The sequence below is a fragment of the Microcoleus sp. B4-C2 genome (assembly GCF_036705265.1).
In the GTDB taxonomy this organism is placed as follows: Bacteria; Cyanobacteriota; Cyanobacteriia; order Cyanobacteriales; family Microcoleaceae; genus Microcoleus.
The window spans coordinates 62,714-78,640 of record NZ_JAUBUB010000015.1 but is presented as its reverse complement, the minus strand read 5'-3'; the positions used below and the strand labels follow the sequence as shown (position 1 = coordinate 78,640).

Genomic DNA, 15,927 nt, shown 5'->3' with positions numbered 1-15,927 from the left:
TTGCTGCTTTTTCTATCTTGCCATACACGGTGATTCCTGGCTTAGTTCGGGATTTACCGGGTTAAATGTATCTGGTAAAGCTGATGGGCTGCAATATAAGTCCCGACAACTTCCGGGACTAAGTAGCGGAGGTCGATTTTTTCGGCGCAGCAGCGGCGGATGTGGCTCGACGAAATCTCGATCGCACGCATGGACAGCACTTCCCAGCGAATTTCCACGTCCACAAGAGCCATTTGTTCGGCAACTCGTCGGCCCACAGCAGTCGCCTGAACCTGCATCCTATCTCCCCCGGAATCGAGGGGTTTTCCACCCGGATAATCTCCCCACTCGGACAGTCCCCCACTCTCCTTGCTTTCTGCTGTCTCTCGATCTCCGTGACTCGGACGTGGGGCCACCAACCAATCGCACAACCGGGCAATTTCGGCGCACCGGTGCCATTTGGGAAGAGTAAGGAGTGCGTCACTACCAATAATCCAGTACCAGCGATGATCGCCTGGATACAATTTTTGCAAATACAGCAGGGTGTCGATCGCAAAACAACTGCCTCTGGGATTGGCCGACCGCGGCGAAATTACGAAGTCTGGGCGATCGGCGATCGCCAGAGCAAGCATTTCCCGCCGCTGCTCAAAACTTGCCAAATCCGGGCGCTCTTTGTGAGGAGGAGAGCGATCCGGTACCCAAATGACTCGATCGAGAGCAAATTGACTCGCAGCCGTTTCGGCTACCAACACGTGACCCCAGTGAACCGGGTCAAAAGTCCCCCCCAAAACCGCTATTTTCCCCATATTTCCCCCAAATCAGGATTAATACAGACATCGCGCCAATTTTCTGTTTATACGCTTTTAACCATAAGCTCGTTTATGAGAAAACCCTCGCTTTACATCGGCGACAAACCCCTAGACGACCCTAGTTTCGACGATCGTCCTGGACGCTGAAACCGGTTTTTTCAACCCCCTTAATTCGTCCAAACCTTCAATAAGACTTAAAAAACCCGCTTCTGAGCGTCGGAGTGGGTTCGGGACTGGTTGATTAACCTTGCCAATATTAATCCCAACTTGTTTCTCGTTTTGCGATCGACCGCCTGAGCATTCGTTTGTGGGCTACCGAAAAAGTTTTGACGGTAGATATACTTAGCGCACTGGTAAAAATTTTAAGGACTGCCAAGAGCGTCGATCGGCTTCTCGATCAAAACCAATGATTTGGTTTGATCTATGGCTTTGCGACTATTTCGACGAACTGCATAACTTGTATATATACAATAAATTCAGAATATATACTATAGCTGCGATCGTGTCAATCTCTCACTTTCAAGAAAAAATGACCGTAGGAGTAGATAAATGACTACAAAATGAGCGAAATTTTGTTGTTCGTGGTAGTGTTTGTAAATCCTTATGGGTTTTACCCTCAATCTTGGTAGAAAGGTTGTGGGGCTTTTGCTGCCGTATCCCAGCACAGCAGGCGGATAGAAATAGAAAGAATGCAGGAGTATGCAACCACCCAAAATTAGTCTATTGGCCCCGACCCCAGACCCCGTTTTCTGTTACCTGCAATTTTCGAGCTGTGACTGTTCCGGAAAACTACTCGGTACTAAGTCATATAGGATACAAGACAAACATCTCTACAAGTCCCTCAAATCTAGGGACACGCAGAGAATTTTGTACAAAATCTCTAGCGAACTGTATCCTGAAAAAACAATTCTTGATATGATATCGCGTGTTATTGGCGTGGTGTGGTGTGTGAGGAGCAAAGATGCCGAGTTCTGTTGATTTTAGCGGTAGACCATTTCATTTCATCGGCATTGGTGGGATTGGGATGTCAGCCCTTGCCTACATTCTAGCTAAACGCAAGTTGCCTGTGTACGGCTCCGACATTAAATCGAGTCACATAACCGAGCGCTTGCAAGGAATAGGAGCTCATATTTTTTGGAGTCAAGACGCCAGCAATTTTGAATTATTTCAAAAGGCCCTTAACGGTAGCAGTCCCGACTGCGGGCAACAGGAAAGGGCAGTATCCTCGATAGTCGCGGGTACGGTAGGGACTTCTGTCGCGACAGCCGAAGCTCTCCAATTGAACGGCAACGGTTCAAGCGCCCAAGCAATTCCGGGATTGCCTCAAGTAGTATGTTCGACGGCTATTCACCCAGCCAATGCCGAATATCGAGCTGCTTTAGATTTGGGCTGTCCGATTTTTCATCGATCGGATGTGTTGGCAGCGTTAATTCAAGATTACCAAAGCATAGCCGTAGCCGGGACTCACGGCAAAACTACTACTAGCAGCTTAATCGGCTTCATGCTGATGGCTGCGGGTCTAGACCCGACGATCGTAGTAGGAGGCGAGGTAAATGCTTGGGAAGGCAATGCCCGTTTGGGGGAAGGCCCCTACTTAGTGGCAGAGGCTGATGAATCCGACGGTTCTCTCGTTAAGCTGGTAGCCAAAATTGGCATAGTGACGAATGTCGAACTGGATCATCCAGACCATTACGATACCCTTGACCAGGTAATAGACACATTTAAGGTGTTTGCCCAAAACTGTCAAACCTTGGTGGGCTGCATTGATGACCAAATCGTCAAAGATTCCCTTCAGCCTAATGTCAGCTACAGCTTGCAGCCGGACAGCGGTGCTGACTACACGGCTTCGGACGTGGAGTACGGGGCCGAAAGTACCAAGGCCCGGATTTGGGAGCGAGGAGCTTTCCTGGGGGAAATGGAGTTGAAGTTGCTGGGCACACACAATCTCAGCAATGCACTAGCTGCAGTAGCAGTGGGCCGATTGTTGGGGTTAGAGTTTTCGGCGATTGCCCAAGCGATTGCTGGCTTTGAAGGAGCTCGCCGCCGTTTTGAGGTGCGGGGTTTTCACAATGACATCCTGTTTGTGGACGACTACGCTCACCATCCTAGCGAAATTCGTGTCACCTTGGCGGCCGCTCGCTTGCGTATCGAAGGTAGCGAAAAAAATCCCAAATCCCGAAGAGTGGTTGCAATTTTTCAACCCCACCGTTACAGCCGGACTCTGACATTTTTGCCAGAATTTGCTCAATCTTTTGGGGATGCTGATTTGGTTGTGGCTTGCGATATTTATAGTGCTGGGGAACCTAATTTAGGAGAGATTAGTGGGCAGCAAGTTGCTGATTTGATTGCTAAAGAAGGCCGAGAGGTTGAGTTTGCGCCTTCCCTGGAGTCAGTCACTAAGTTTTTAACCAAAAATCTGCAACCGGGGGATTTGGCTCTGTTTTTGGGCGCTGGTAATCTGAATCAGATTATTCCAGAGGTTATGGCTTTTTATCAACAAGCCGATCGCCCCGATTAGCTCGCGAACTGAGTAGAGTTGATCGACATTATGGCATGGCACTTTGTGCCGAAACTTCTGTCGGACGGCTCGCTCAAAGGGGCGACATAAGTTAGCTAAATGGATTTTCAACCACGTCTTCGAGCGAAGGTATTTTTAAGGATTTTCAAGATGGTGACTATCTCGAATGACTCCTCTGTTAAGGACTATCGGCGAGTGTATTCTCCTATTTCTTTGCGGGGAACTGATTGCAAGATTAATTCCCAAGTTTCGCTGGCGGGCCTGACTTCCTTCCGAGTCGGTGGCCCGGCCGAGTGGTACGTTGCTCCCCGCAGTATGGAGGCTTTGCAAGCGAGTTTTGCCTGGGCACACGATGAAGGGCTGCCGGTGACTCTGCTGGGTGCGGGTTCTAATTTGTTGGTGAGCGATCGGGGTTTGTCCGGTTTGGTCGTCGGCACTCGCTACCTGAAACAGGTGAATTTTAACCCAGAAACAGGTCAAGTTACAGCGGGGGCGGGGGAGTCAATTCCCCGCCTCGCTTGGTTGGCGGCTAAACGGGGCTGGAAAGGCCTAGAATGGGCAGTCGGCATACCGGGTACCGTGGGAGGGGCTGTGGTGATGAATGCAGGCGCTCACAGAGGCTGTACTGCTGATATTTTAGTCAATGCTCGCGTCCTATCCCCTGGTGGTAAGGTGGAAATTCTGACTCCCCAAGAGTTGGAGTACCGCTACCGGACTTCGGTGCTGCAAGGGGGCGATCGGCTAGTAACAGAAGCGACTTTTCAGTTACAGCCGGGATTCGACCGATCGCAAGTAATGGCAGAAACTAATGACCATTTCAGCCAGCGACGGACAACTCAACCTTACCACTTACCGAGCTGTGGCTCAGTCTTCCGTAACCCTGGCCCCAAGACGGCAGGTTGGTTCATCGAACAAGCGGGACTGAAGGGATATCAGATCGGCGGTGCACAAGTAGCTCAGCGCCATGCTAATTTTATTCTTAACTGCGGGTCGGCAACGGCCAATGATATTTTTCACGTGATCCGCCATGTTCAACAGCAAGTCGAGCAGCGGTGGTCGCTGTTGTTGGAGCCAGAAGTTAGAATACTGGGAGAGTTTCCCTTCTAAGGCATCATTGAAGTAATACGGAAACGGCAGACTGCCAGCCCACACACCATCAAAAAGTAGTTGTCAAGAACCTCAGCCCTGACGGCATGAGGCTTGAAAGAGAAATCTAACAAGCCATCTTGACCCGCCTAAGTCTTAACTGACTACGTTTTTTGAGTCACGACACCGGGCGAATGCGAAGCTAGTTCCCTGCTCTGTCGCTAGTAGTTAAACAGTTCTAAGGTCACTGGAACAGTGCTCCTAGCCTAACAAGCTCAGAAAACATTGGCAAAGCTAACTTTACCCCAGAAATGGGAGATTGAGGACAACCATATCCTCACGGGGGGGCAACCACCCCCCTACCCCGCAAGGGGATTAAAATTAAATGTAAAGCCGTCCTGTAAGGACGGGGTTTCAGACCAGAGGAATTTTGATGACAAAATCAGGACAAGGATTTGGCTTCGGCCTGGGCAAAATGAAAGAACTGACTGAAGCTTTCAAAAAAGCTCAGCAGGTTCAAGAAGGAGCTAAAAAGCTCCAAGAAGAGTTGGATGTCATGGAAATTGAGGGAACTGCCGGCGGTGGCTTGGTCAAGGTTTTTCTCAGCGGCAACCAAGAACCCCGCCGCGTGGAAATCTCACCGGATGCCCTCGGTGAAGGTGCTGAGGTGGTTTCTGAACTCGTCACGGTGGCGATGCAGGATGCTTACGCTAAGTCTACGATGACGATGCGGGAGAAAATGGAAGAACTCACCGGGGGACTAAATCTCCCCGGTTTCGGTTAGTCATTAGTCATCAGTCATTAGTTGTTAGCTATCTGTGTTTAAAAACAAATCTATAGCTAATGACTGATTGATTTCTCTGAAGCACAAAACGTTGGGAAAAAGGGGAAAGTAAAAATTTTCTTTCTTCCCTTCCCATTAAAAATTACCAATTACTAATTATCAATTAAATGTCTTATAAATTATTGTTTGTATGCCTCGGAAATATCTGCCGATCGCCCTCAGCAGAAAATATTATGAATCACTTAATCGAACAAGCTGGTTTGAGCGATCGCATCACCTGCGATTCTGCCGGAACTGCTAGCTATCACATTGGCAGCCCCCCTGACAGGCGGATGGCATTGGCGGCGAGGAAGCGAGACATTGAATTGTTAGGCGAAGCCCGCCAATTTACCAGGAAAGATTTTGAAAATTTTGATTTGATTCTGGCTATGGATCGGGACAATTATCGCAATATTCTTGCCTTGGATGCGGCTGGAAAGTATAAAGATAAAGTGCGACTGATGTGCGATTTTTGCCAGAAATACGACCTTAAAGAAGTGCCAGATCCTTACTACGGTGGCCCGGAGGGATTCGATCGAGTAATTGATTTGCTGCACGATGCTGCCGAGGGTTTGTTGGAGTACGTTATCAATCAGGAAAAATTAACAATTACCAATTAACAGTTACCAATTACCAATTACCGACTAAATGGTGTTCCATCGCAAAGCGAACGAGTTCTGCACGGTTGTTGCTGTCAGTTTTTCTGAACAAGCTGCTGACGTGCTTTTCGACAGTTCGAGGGCTGAGGTGGAGTGTGGAGCCTATTTGAATATTAGAAAGACCTTCTGTCAGCAAATCTAGCACTTGTCGCTCTCGCTGAGTCAAAGTCGGAGCATTTTGGCTGGGAGATGCCCGTGAAGCGGAGCTATCTCGTAGGGAATCGCCTGTGTTTGACTTTTGAGTTAAAAAATCTGCTTCTGGCTTGTCATTGGCTCTGCTGCGTGCCTCTGTTGGCATTGGTTCGGGTTCCGGGGAACGAGAGGGGGCCTGAGCGATTAGAGCGTAGCGATCGAGCAAAGAGCGAATAACCGCCCCTAACTCTGGGAGTTCAAAAGGCTTAGCCAGATAATTGTCGCACCCCATCTGATAGCCGCGAATCCGTTCCTGCGTAGTCGTGCGTTCCGTCAAAAAAATCACCGGCAGCAAGCGGAAAGCGGGACGAGTCCGAACTCGCCGCACGAATTCGTAGCCATCCATCTGGGGCATTGTAATGTCGGTAACAATCAAGTGGGGCTGAAATTCATCTACCAAGCCTAAAGCTTCTTTGCCGTTCTCAGCAGCGATTACAGAGTATCCCGTAATTTCTAGATAATCGGTAATCGACAAGCGAGTCGCGAAATCGTCGTCAGCAACCAGAATCGTTAAGGGCATGAGGGGAATTTAAAAATTAAACATTAAAAGTGAAATTAGTCACTTTTAATGTTTAATTCTACTGTTTAATTCTCTTGATAGCTTGCAGTTAAAGTAGCCGGTTGTCCTAATTTGCCCTCCAAAGCTACGCCGCGCCCGTTGGCTGCCAAATGTCGCAGAGTTTTATAAATTGTCTCGATTTGCTCTGGCTTTCCTGCTTTTTTGGCTATTTCTGAGACAGACAGAGGTTTTTGGGCGTCTTTGAGCACTTGCAGTACCCGTTGCTGCAAGTCCAATACAGCAGCGGCCGCTTTTTTGCCGGCTTCGACGCCCGGTTGGTGATAGGCATTGACATTCACCAAGGAACCGTAAAAACCTACGGCTCTTTCGTAGAGGGCGATTAATGCTCCTACTGTCCTAGGGTTGACTTGGGGAATGGTGACAGTAATGGAATCTCGGTGATTTTCGTACAAGGCTTGTCGAGTTCCCTGCAACAAACCAGACAAATAATCTCCCGAAGTGACGCCGGTTTCTACTTCTGGGGAAATGCCTTGCCTGTCTTGCAAAACTTCGATAAATGTTAGGAAGAAATTCGGCACGCCGTCTCGCAGTTGCTGGACGTAGGCGTGTTGGTCGGTGCTGCCTTTGTTGCCGTAAACTGCGATTCCTTGATGAACTGTGTTGCCGTCTAAATCTTCCTGTTTGCCGATCGATTCCATGACTAATTGCTGCAAGTAGCGGCTGAACAATAGCAGTGAATCTTTATACGGCAAAACTACCATATCTTTTTCGCCACGTCCGTTGCAAGCAAAATACCAGGACATTGCTAACAAGGCGGCGGGATTATGTTTGATTTCGGTGGTTCTGGTAGCTTCGTCCATGACTTTCGCGCCATCGAGCATCGCCCGAATGTCGATGCCTTGCAAAGCTGCTGGCAAAAGTCCAACTGCTGACAATTCGGAAGTGCGTCCTCCCACCCAATCTGCCATCGGGAAGCTGGCAATCCAGCCTTCGGATTTGGCTAATTTGTCTAGTTTGCTGTCTGTTCCAGTGATGGCAATTGCTTGTTTGGCAAAATCCAGTTTTTCGGCGGCGAAGGCTTTTTGAACTTCGATCATCCCGTTGCGGGGTTCGGGGGTGCCGCCGGATTTGGAGATAGTAATTACTAGGGTGCTGGCGAGTTTGTCTTTGATTTTGTTAAGGATGCGATCGATCCCGGCGGGATCTGTGTTGTCGATAAAATGTATTGCTAGGGGCGGAATGTCTGGGGATAAAGCTTCGGCGACAAATTGGGGGCCGAGGGCCGAGCCGCCGATGCCGATCGAAATTATGTCGGTAAATTGCGGAGCAAAGGGCGGTTTAATATCGCGGTTTTGAATTTTCTTGACAAATGCTTCGACTTGTGCTATGCCTTCGACTATTTCTTGTTTTAATTCTGGAGTGGGAGCTAAATCGGGGTTTCGCAGCCAGTAGTGGCCCACCATGCGGTTTTCGTCGGGATTGGCGATCGCACCTGCTTCTAAAGCTGCCATGTCTTTGAAAGCTTTGTCAAATTTGGGCTTCAGTGCTGCTGCGAAAGCGTCGTCGAATCCCATGCGGCTGATATCGAGGTAAAGTCCCAATCCCTCGTGATAGTAAAGCCAGTCTTGATAGCGTTGCCAGAGTGCTGCGGCGTCCATAGGAATTCTCTACAATTTTTTTAATGTTCGATCGGCGTCGTCAGGAATCAACCAATTGTAGTTTAAAACGATCTGATGTACGGCTTTTGCAGAATCCCAATAAATTTAAGCATTAATCGTCTGAAGGCAGCCGGAACAGAAGGCAGTCAGAGCATTCGGCAGAATTAAACAATAAAAATATGACTTGGGCAACAGTCTTAGTAGGTAGATCCCTCATTAATGGTCACACCCCATAGATAGATCGAAGCGCCACAGAGATTTAACTGTAGTCGGCGTTGGCGTTTGGGCCATGGTTTCACAATATTCAAATTAGGGCGATCAGGTTCTGTAAAATAGGTATTGCGGTCAGGTTAAATATACTTTTAGCTGTCACTCAATAATCGGCTAAAAATATAATTAACAACTGTCAACTATCGGAAGTGTAGTATAATATACAGATATTAGAATTAAAGTGCGATCGACTATGCTTGCTCTATCTCCCGAATTAAAAGAAAGGTTAGCAACTCCGCTCAAAATCGGCGATTTTGAAGTTAAAAGTCGCGTCCTGCAATCGCCATTATCCGGCGTTACCGATTTGGTATTTCGCCGCCTGGTGCGCCGCTACGCGCCGGATTCGATGATGTACACGGAAATGGTAAACGCTACGGGTTTGCACTACGTGAAGCAATTACCGAGAATTATGGAAGTTGACCCGAACGAGCGCCCGATTAGCATTCAATTGTTTGACTGCCGGCCGGATTTCTTGGCAGAAGCGGCCCAGAAAGCAGTGGCAGAAGGAGCGGATACTGTTGATATTAATATGGGGTGTCCGGTTAACAAAATTACTAAAAACGGCGGCGGTTCTTCCCTGCTGCGAGATCCGGAAACAGCCGAGGCAATTGTGCGGGCTGTTGTGGAAGCGGTAGATGTTCCTGTCACGGTTAAAACTAGGATTGGTTGGACTGACAAAGAAATTAATATTTTGGAATTTGCCAAGCGGATGGAAGATGCGGGAGCAAAAATGATTACCGTGCACGGCCGCACTCGATCGCAAGGTTACACCGGCCCGGCAAAATGGGAGTGGATTCGCCGCGTGAAAGAAGTTTTATCGATTCCAGTTATTGCTAACGGGGATATTTTTTCAGTGGAAGCAGCGATGCGATGTCTGGAAGAAACCGGCGCCGATGGAGTGATGTGTTCGCGGGGAACTTTGGGCTATCCTTTTTTGGTGGGAGAAGTTGATTATTTCTTGAAAACTGGTGTGGAAAAGATAGCTCCGACACCAATTGAACGCCTCGAATGTGCTAAGGAACATTTGCGGGCTTTGTGGGAATATAAAGGTGAAAGCGGTGTTTGCCAAGCGCGCAAGCACTTAACCTGGTATGCTAAGGGTTTCCCCGGCGCTGGGGAATTGCGGGGCGTGTTGGCTGTGGTAGAAACGGTTGAACAAGGTTGCGATTCGATCGATCGGGCGATCGAGCAATTGCCCGCATAAACCTTACCCGCAGAGGTCAGTCGATTTTAGATTTTAGATTTTAGATTTTAGATTTACTTGCAGCATTGAATGTGGGAGCTTGAACTTTAGTCTAAAATTTTAATATCGACCCTCATGAGTGTACGTGGCACGGTATCCGTTTTTGGGCGGAGTCAACTAGGGATTACAGAAACAAAACCAGCCTCTGCGGGCTAAGATTTAAGACAAAGTTAAAAATTTGTGTGTGGGGGAAAGCATGGATTCCTTAAAAGGGCGAGATTTATTAAGTCTGGCAGATTTAAGCATTGACGAATTAAATTATTTGCTGGATCTAGCAGCCAGTTTAAAATCGGGAATGGTCAAGCTGAAACGCAATAAAGTTCTCGGCTTGTTATTTTCCAAAGCTTCAACGCGAACGCGGGTAAGTTTTACGGTAGCAATGTATAAATTGGGAGGGCAAGTGATTGACCTTAATCCCAACGTTACACAAGTCAGCCGCGGGGAACCTTTGGTAGATACAGCCAGGGTTTTAGACAGATATTTAGACATTTTGGCGATTCGGACATTCGAGCAAAAGGATTTAGCAACTTTTGCCAACTATGCGAAAATTCCTGTGATTAATGCGCTGACAGATGACGAACACCCATGTCAAGTGCTGGCGGATTTAATGACAGTAAAAGAGTGTTTTGGCAAGCTAGAAGGATTGACCCTGACTTATTTGGGCGATGGCAATAATATGGCTAATTCGCTGATGTTGGGCTGTGCAATGACGGGAATGAATGTAAGAATTGCTTGCCCTCAAGATTTCGGGCCCAATGCTGAGATAGTGGAAAAAGCTAAGAATATTGCTCAGGGAAAAACCGAAGTTACGGTGACGACGGACGCAGAAGCTGCTGTGAAGAATGCTCAAGTGATTTATACTGATGTTTGGGCGAGTATGGGACAGGAAGAGGAAGCAAAAATCAGAATTCCTTTGTTTGAACCCTATCAGGTAAATGAACAATTGCTGAAGTTAGCAGATAAGAATGCAATTGTACTGCACTGTTTGCCCGCACACCGGGATGAAGAGATTACCGATGCAGTGATTGAAGGCAGTCAATCGCGCGTTTGGGATCAGGCAGAAAATCGGATGCACGCTCAGCAAGCTTTGCTCGCAAGCATTCTGGAAAGCGATTAGGTTTGTAGTAACGACTTCAGTCCTTAAAGATGTTGTCAGTAAATATGTCGCCATTTCGCCAGTCCGCCAGGGGTTTAAACCCCTGGCTCAAAGCTTAAGTCGGTTAAAACCGACTGCGATTATTAGATTTATTGTATCGATTTGTTAGGCAAATAAAATTGCCGATGAATTCAAAATAGTTGGCGGTTTTTACAAACAGATTAAATGCTTGCCTCTCTATCTTCTCTCTCAGCGCCCTCTGCGCCCTCTGCGGTTAATAAAAATTATTAAGTTCGCAGCGCGCACCTATGGCATAATTGGTGGCAACATTGCCTGAATTGCGATATTAAAAGTAGGAAATTCCAGCGGTGAAACGATCGCGCTTTCTCCCAGAATTACTTCGCTTTGATACCCATTTTCAGTAGGTTCTCGAAAAACGTGCAGTTGTCGATCGCCCACATTTAATACCCAATAATCGGCAATTCCCGATCGCGCGTAAGCTTTGGCTTTAATTTCGCGATCGAAAGTTAAGCTGCTGTCTGCCACTTCGATAATTAGATATACCTCTGAGGGCGTCGGATGGTGAGTCGCATAGTCAAAAGGATCGATTCTGACTACGGCAATATCTGGTTCTGGTTCAGAATTGTCATCAAGGGCGATCGGATCTTGCATACGTACCCAGGCAAGATTTCTAAAAAGGTATTGCAGCAAGCTATCTGTACGCCCTAAAGCGGAGGTGTGAGCAGTTCCTTTTGCACTCATTTTGATGATATTTCCTGAAAGTAGTTCGACTCGTTCCTCTGGGTGAAAAAATCCCATCTCTCCCAGCTTGTGATACTCTTTAACTGTCCATTTACGGAGCGTGAAAGCAGCTTCTGTTGTTAGCATATCTCGATTGATAAATTTATAATTTGATGTGGAATGATTTTATTTTAGCTTATGATATTAACTGGTTCCCAGGCTCTGCCTGGGAACCGATATCTAGAGGCTCTGCCTCGCAAGCTTTTATGGAAATTGGAGGCACAGCCTCCGGATCTGCGTTACCAGGCTCTGCCTGGTAACGAGTAAAGCAGTTAAGATGCTCCGAGATTGATTTTTGTTACGTCACCGGCGACAACATTAACTGTTTGTTGAATTTGACTACCGTCAACTTTCAACTGATAAGTTCCCGGAGAAAGCTCGATCGCCCCAAACCATCCTTTACCATCGGCGCGCAGTTGACGCACCGCGCCAATATCATCGATCGACTGCAATGTCAAGCTCGCACCGTCGCAAGTTTGAGCGCACCGCTGCAAATTTCCGGCGATCGCACCTGTAGTCGGCCGCGACTTCCAAGGCATATCGGGAATCCCCACCGCAGTCGTCCACACAGGCTGAGTTTCAACAGTTTTACCCGTCGCGCCGTCAACGTATTGACTCGGCTGCGAGAGCGCGGTATAAAACCAATCATTGCTTTGAAGAACGTATTTCCAAGGCTGGCGGGGCAAATCACCGCTACCGCCCGATCGCAGTTCCACATTCGTGTACACGTTGCTGCTAGCGTAGGAATAGAGCACTGTACCTGCGACGTGATTTCCTTTCGCAGAAGGCCCTTCGGCGCGGCGAACCTGCGCGAGGGTGTCTTCGATGTAGTTGAGGTAATTGCCGGGGCCGATCGCAATTTGGCGGTTATACTGGTGGTCTTTGGCGTACTCGATCCAGTTGTCGTAAGCGAGTTTTTGCGATCGTTTGTACTCGCGCTGGTAAGTCATCGGCATCGCCATGTCTACGATCCCTTCTTCCAGCCAAGCGCGCCAATCTTGCAATACTTCTTTGTAAGGCTGGGTTTGATACCATCCGGCATCGTTTTTCGGGCCGTCTCCCCAGGCGATCGTGGCGGCAGTAATTTTAACACGCGGTTTAATCGCAAGGCTTTCTACATAAAGCTTCCGCACTAAATTTGTCACCTGGTCGCGCCGCCACTGCATCCACGCGGGATCGGTGGGTGCGGGTTTGCCCGATCGACCTGTTTGCTGATTGAAACGGGCGATCGCAGTGGGATTGTAGCCCCAAGTCGGCCCGCCGTAGCGCACATAATCCAACTGTACGCCGTCCACATCGTAGCGCTTCAGCAAGTCCAAATAGACGGAAACAGTATAATCTACGGCGTCTGGATGGCCGGGATCGAGATAGCCTTGGGCTTGCCCACCGTAAGTCAGCATCGCCCAATTGTCGCTGCCGGGGGCAGAAGGCCCGTGTTGTTGCCAAACGTGACCGGCGGGAAGTTTGGTGCCCGAAACCACCGGCAGCGTCACCATCCAAGCGTGTACTTCAATGCCTGCGGCGTGGGCTTTGTCAATCAAATCTTGCAGGGGATCGAAACCCGCCGGAACGTTGGGATCGAGGGTGCGGGGTTCGATCGTACTCGTGTAAAAAGCATCGCCACGGCGGCGGACTTGGGCAACGATCGCGTTGGCATTTGCCCGCTGTGCGTCTGCGATCAATTTTGTGACTTCTTGAGGCGTTTTGAAGCCAGGGTTGAAGGCGTCCACCCAGAATGCGCGAAATTCGGCGGTTTGGGTTTGCGGGGGCATAGTTGCGATCGCGCGGGATGGGAAGTTTGATAACCAACCAGGAGTCAGCAGAAAACTAATTGTTAAGCCAATCAGGAACAAGCTTGACAAAAAGAATGTTTTGGTCTTTCGCATGAGAAGTGTGTGAGAGAGCGTTTAACAGTCCTTTACGGACTTTTGGTGTGAGCGTCCGCTTGACATTTTCGCACAATGGTACATTAAGTGGGCAGATCAGTAAATAGTTGAGTAATACCGCTGGGAGAGTCGAGGATGAGATTAAAATTGACCTTGGCAAAATGCGCGATATTTTCCGATCTTTCAATATAGCGGTTGAGCCCGTAAATTGAATCCGCTACACCACTTAACATAGTTTTACAGGCTAAATACGGTTTTAATGATTTTCATTTTGGCTGTATCAAGGCCGCATTCAAGTTTGGAAATTGGACTGAGGGTTTTCCACTTGCCTTTATTCGCGGTGAAGATAGCATCGGCTGTTTTTTCAGGATCGATAGTTTCAAAGCCTCCTATTTTATTAGTTGATAAGTAATTGAGGCGATCGAAAATTTCATCTCTTGATGCACGTTTCACACTAACTGCTTCAGGCGGTGGCGGCGGTGGCGGTGGCGGTGATATAGAAAATACTTTACCAATCAAATCTAATCTCGCCTTACTCAAACCACATTGTAACTTAGTCAGGGGGGTGAAATCTGACCATTGAGCGCGGTTAGAATCTACAATTTTATTGGCAGTTTCAACTGGTTTTACATTCTTCCAATTATGCTCCTTAACTAAGTATTTAAGTACAGCTAAGATAGTATCTTTTGATGCTGTACTCAGATTTACTGTGGGATTTGCTTCTCGCGCTAGAATCTTCGCTTGTTCAATATTTGATGGTTTTGGGTCAATGACAATACACCATACTGAATCTAATTTGGCTTGTTGAGCTACAGCATAGACAAAGTGATTGCTCACCACTTGATACTGAGACTCGCCTGTTTCTTTAACGATAATCGGAATCCAATTGCGATTACCTGCTTGCAAGACGGCTTCGGCGGCTCCGGCAATGATAAACTCTGACTCAGAGCAGGGTTCTGCTGACTCAATTTTAGATAACTTCAAGTTAATTAACTTACCGATGTTCTCAGAATTACTCATACAAGAAATACTCCTTCGCTAATTTTAAGTAATATTCAGCGGCTTTTTTGTGTAGAAAAACCGCTGGTTTTCGACAAAAAGCTGCAGTAGAAACAACTTCATATTCTGGAACACTGAATATAGTTGGGTCAATCACCGTTTTTGTAGATTTAGGCCAATAATAGGGCAACAAATTAGTATCTAGAAGATAATTATCTCCTTTCTTAACTGTAAGAATTGCTTTAATTTCTGCATTTGCTCTTTTGATTGAAGCCTCTGTTTCTTTATGTTTATTGAAAAATATCGGCAAGGCAATAGGGCCACCGTCCTTCCTAAGCTTCTTAACTTCAGGTAAGAATACTTTAATCACTTTAGCAGCATTTTTTAAAGATGAAAAGTTATTGTGTTCTGTTGGCATGAGGATTACATCGGAAGCTATCACAGAGCTTTTACTAAAAAAAGTCCAGTTCGTAGGTGCATCAATTAAGATGTAATCATAATTACGAACAAAAGTCTCAAGCAAATCTCGCAGCCTTGCTGAACCTTTCTCAATTTGTGCTTCATAATCATAAGCCATGAACTTCGATAATCCTGAATCAGATGGGATGACATCAAATACCTTAACTAATAGACCTGCTTTATCCTTCAGATTAAATGCTTGAAGAGTTTCTTTAACATTCAATGCTTCATCAACCAGGCACTGAGATAATTTAACTTTTGCCTCCTGTAAGCCCAATGAATCGGTTAAATCTCCTTGTTGTGGATCGAAGTCAACAACAAGCACTTTTTTGTGCTGTTGTCGAAGAATCGCAGCCAAGTTGATTGTCGTTGTAGTTTTTCCCACGCCTCCCTTATCATTATAAATGCAAATTGTTAAAGCTTGGGGTGGATTTTCCAGCAAGTTCTTAATTCTAATAATTATCTCAATAATATTATCTTTGGTAATCCTCATGCAGTCAGTAGCAGGCAATACGATTTTACCATGTTTACGGAATAGCTGGATATCTGTTGAGTTAGTGATCATACCCCATTGAGATGTGTGGCACTTAGCATCAAGAAGATAACGTGTTATCTGTTCTTTAGTTTTTTTGTACGTGGGAGTACCTTCTGCTAAGTTAAGGATTACCTTTCCTGATACTCTCCCTTTAACTTCAATGATTAAGTATGGGTTAATCTTAGCAACTGAAAATTTATCCTCATCGTGATTCTTGCGAGCAGCAAAATCAGCAGGACCCTTCCCTGTTTTAAACTGTTGTACCCACTCATCAGAGCTGAATCCAAGTGCATTTAGAAGGCGTTTGACAAATCGATCTTCGACTTCTGGCTCTTCTGCATTCTCTGAAATACTATCTAAAACTTCATTCCAGTTGATAGTTGTCATCATTTAC

14 protein-coding genes are annotated in these 15,927 nt (G+C 46.9%); 6 read left to right on the top strand and 8 right to left on the bottom strand.

Going from position 1 to position 15,927, the window contains the following annotated elements:
* Window positions 1–53 precede the first annotated feature (53 nt).
* Window positions 54–785, bottom strand: a complete 732-nt coding sequence (gene nadD / locus QUB20_RS07780) for a nicotinate (nicotinamide) nucleotide adenylyltransferase (protein ID WP_333245305.1) — start codon at window positions 783–785, stop codon at window positions 54–56.
* Window positions 786–1,749: 964 nt separating this feature from the next.
* On the opposite strand from nadD, the gene murC reads away from it, so the two are divergent.
* The 4 genes from murC (at window position 1,750) to QUB20_RS07760 (ending at window position 5,835) form a co-directional block, all read left to right on the top strand.
* The gene (murC, locus tag QUB20_RS07775) at window positions 1,750–3,306 is read left to right on the top strand and encodes a UDP-N-acetylmuramate--L-alanine ligase (protein WP_333245302.1); all 1,557 of its coding nucleotides are present in this window, start codon (window positions 1,750–1,752) and stop codon (window positions 3,304–3,306) included.
* Window positions 3,307–3,456: 150 nt separating this feature from the next.
* Complete coding sequence (gene murB / locus QUB20_RS07770; protein WP_333245298.1) at window positions 3,457–4,413, top strand: UDP-N-acetylmuramate dehydrogenase; 957 nt, start codon at window positions 3,457–3,459, stop codon at window positions 4,411–4,413.
* A gap of 412 nt (window positions 4,414–4,825) precedes the next feature.
* Window positions 4,826–5,176, top strand: a complete 351-nt coding sequence (locus QUB20_RS07765) for a YbaB/EbfC family nucleoid-associated protein (RefSeq protein ID WP_015178392.1) — start codon at window positions 4,826–4,828, stop codon at window positions 5,174–5,176.
* Window positions 5,177–5,343: 167 nt separating this feature from the next.
* Window positions 5,344–5,835 carry a low molecular weight protein-tyrosine-phosphatase gene (locus tag QUB20_RS07760; RefSeq protein ID WP_333245295.1) on the top strand — a complete coding sequence of 164 codons (492 nt, stop codon included), beginning with the start codon at window positions 5,344–5,346 and terminating at the stop codon, window positions 5,833–5,835.
* 10 nt (window positions 5,836–5,845) lie between these two features.
* On the opposite strand, the gene QUB20_RS07755 is transcribed toward QUB20_RS07760, so the two are convergent.
* Together QUB20_RS07755 and QUB20_RS07750 are read right to left on the bottom strand one after the other, a co-directional pair.
* The gene (locus tag QUB20_RS07755; RefSeq protein ID WP_333245292.1) at window positions 5,846–6,586 is read right to left on the bottom strand and encodes a response regulator transcription factor; all 741 of its coding nucleotides are present in this window, start codon (window positions 6,584–6,586) and stop codon (window positions 5,846–5,848) included.
* A 65-nt stretch (window positions 6,587–6,651) separates the two neighbouring features.
* A complete protein-coding gene (locus QUB20_RS07750) occupies window positions 6,652–8,244 on the bottom strand; it encodes a glucose-6-phosphate isomerase (protein ID WP_333245289.1) in 1,593 nt (530 codons plus the stop codon).
* Between the two features lie 463 nt (window positions 8,245–8,707).
* Between QUB20_RS07750 and dusB the strand changes: the two genes are divergently transcribed.
* Together dusB and argF are read left to right on the top strand one after the other, a co-directional pair.
* A complete protein-coding gene (dusB, locus tag QUB20_RS07745) occupies window positions 8,708–9,718 on the top strand; it encodes a tRNA dihydrouridine synthase DusB (protein WP_242724764.1) in 1,011 nt (336 codons plus the stop codon).
* Window positions 9,719–9,953: 235 nt separating this feature from the next.
* Window positions 9,954–10,874 carry an ornithine carbamoyltransferase gene (gene argF / locus QUB20_RS07740; RefSeq protein WP_333052921.1) on the top strand — a complete coding sequence of 307 codons (921 nt, stop codon included), beginning with the start codon at window positions 9,954–9,956 and terminating at the stop codon, window positions 10,872–10,874.
* Between the two features lie 285 nt (window positions 10,875–11,159).
* On the opposite strand, the gene QUB20_RS07735 is transcribed toward argF, so the two are convergent.
* The 5 genes from QUB20_RS07735 to QUB20_RS07715 all read right to left on the bottom strand — a co-directional run bounded on the left by QUB20_RS07735 (window position 11,160) and on the right by QUB20_RS07715 (window position 15,923).
* Window positions 11,160–11,741, bottom strand: a complete 582-nt coding sequence (locus QUB20_RS07735) for a Uma2 family endonuclease (RefSeq protein ID WP_333245286.1) — start codon at window positions 11,739–11,741, stop codon at window positions 11,160–11,162.
* A 185-nt stretch (window positions 11,742–11,926) separates the two neighbouring features.
* Window positions 11,927–13,540: a family 10 glycosylhydrolase gene (locus QUB20_RS07730; protein WP_333245283.1), complete on the bottom strand. Its 1,614-nt coding sequence runs from the start codon at window positions 13,538–13,540 to the stop codon at window positions 11,927–11,929.
* A gap of 83 nt (window positions 13,541–13,623) precedes the next feature.
* On the bottom strand, window positions 13,624–13,773 hold the full coding sequence (locus QUB20_RS07725; protein ID WP_445299382.1) for an alpha-E domain-containing protein: 150 nt from the start codon (window positions 13,771–13,773) through the stop codon (window positions 13,624–13,626).
* 4 nt (window positions 13,774–13,777) lie between these two features.
* Window positions 13,778–14,560, bottom strand: coding sequence for a hypothetical protein (locus QUB20_RS07720; RefSeq protein ID WP_333245280.1), 783 nt, complete (start codon window positions 14,558–14,560; stop codon window positions 13,778–13,780).
* On the bottom strand, window positions 14,553–15,923 hold the full coding sequence (locus QUB20_RS07715) for an AAA family ATPase (protein WP_333245277.1): 1,371 nt from the start codon (window positions 15,921–15,923) through the stop codon (window positions 14,553–14,555). Before QUB20_RS07715 ends, QUB20_RS07720 begins: the two co-directional genes overlap by 8 nt.
* Between the last annotated feature and the right edge of the window lie 4 nt (window positions 15,924–15,927).

What these genes read in the sequence shown, in the direction of transcription:
- murC (WP_333245302.1), top strand. Translation starts at nt 1,750, where the DNA reads ATGCCGAGTTCTGTTGATTTTAGCGGTAGACCATTTCATTTCATCGGC.
- dusB (WP_242724764.1), top strand. Translation starts at nt 8,708, where the DNA reads ATGCTTGCTCTATCTCCCGAATTAAAAGAAAGGTTAGCAACTCCGCTC.
- QUB20_RS07715 (WP_333245277.1), bottom strand. Translation starts at nt 15,923, where the DNA reads ATGATGACAACTATCAACTGGAATGAAGTTTTAGATAGTATTTCAGAG.
- QUB20_RS07735 (WP_333245286.1), bottom strand. Translation starts at nt 11,741, where the DNA reads ATGCTAACAACAGAAGCTGCTTTCACGCTCCGTAAATGGACAGTTAAA.
- nadD (WP_333245305.1), bottom strand. Translation starts at nt 785, where the DNA reads ATGGGGAAAATAGCGGTTTTGGGGGGGACTTTTGACCCGGTTCACTGG.
- QUB20_RS07760 (WP_333245295.1), top strand. Translation starts at nt 5,344, where the DNA reads ATGTCTTATAAATTATTGTTTGTATGCCTCGGAAATATCTGCCGATCG.
- QUB20_RS07730 (WP_333245283.1), bottom strand. Translation starts at nt 13,540, where the DNA reads ATGCGAAAGACCAAAACATTCTTTTTGTCAAGCTTGTTCCTGATTGGC.
- QUB20_RS07720 (WP_333245280.1), bottom strand. Translation starts at nt 14,560, where the DNA reads ATGAGTAATTCTGAGAACATCGGTAAGTTAATTAACTTGAAGTTATCT.
- murB (WP_333245298.1), top strand. Translation starts at nt 3,457, where the DNA reads ATGGTGACTATCTCGAATGACTCCTCTGTTAAGGACTATCGGCGAGTG.
- QUB20_RS07750 (WP_333245289.1), bottom strand. Translation starts at nt 8,244, where the DNA reads ATGGACGCCGCAGCACTCTGGCAACGCTATCAAGACTGGCTTTACTAT.
- argF (WP_333052921.1), top strand. Translation starts at nt 9,954, where the DNA reads ATGGATTCCTTAAAAGGGCGAGATTTATTAAGTCTGGCAGATTTAAGC.
- QUB20_RS07725 (WP_445299382.1), bottom strand. Translation starts at nt 13,773, where the DNA reads ATGTTAAGTGGTGTAGCGGATTCAATTTACGGGCTCAACCGCTATATT.
- QUB20_RS07755 (WP_333245292.1), bottom strand. Translation starts at nt 6,586, where the DNA reads ATGCCCTTAACGATTCTGGTTGCTGACGACGATTTCGCGACTCGCTTG.
- QUB20_RS07765 (WP_015178392.1), top strand. Translation starts at nt 4,826, where the DNA reads ATGACAAAATCAGGACAAGGATTTGGCTTCGGCCTGGGCAAAATGAAA.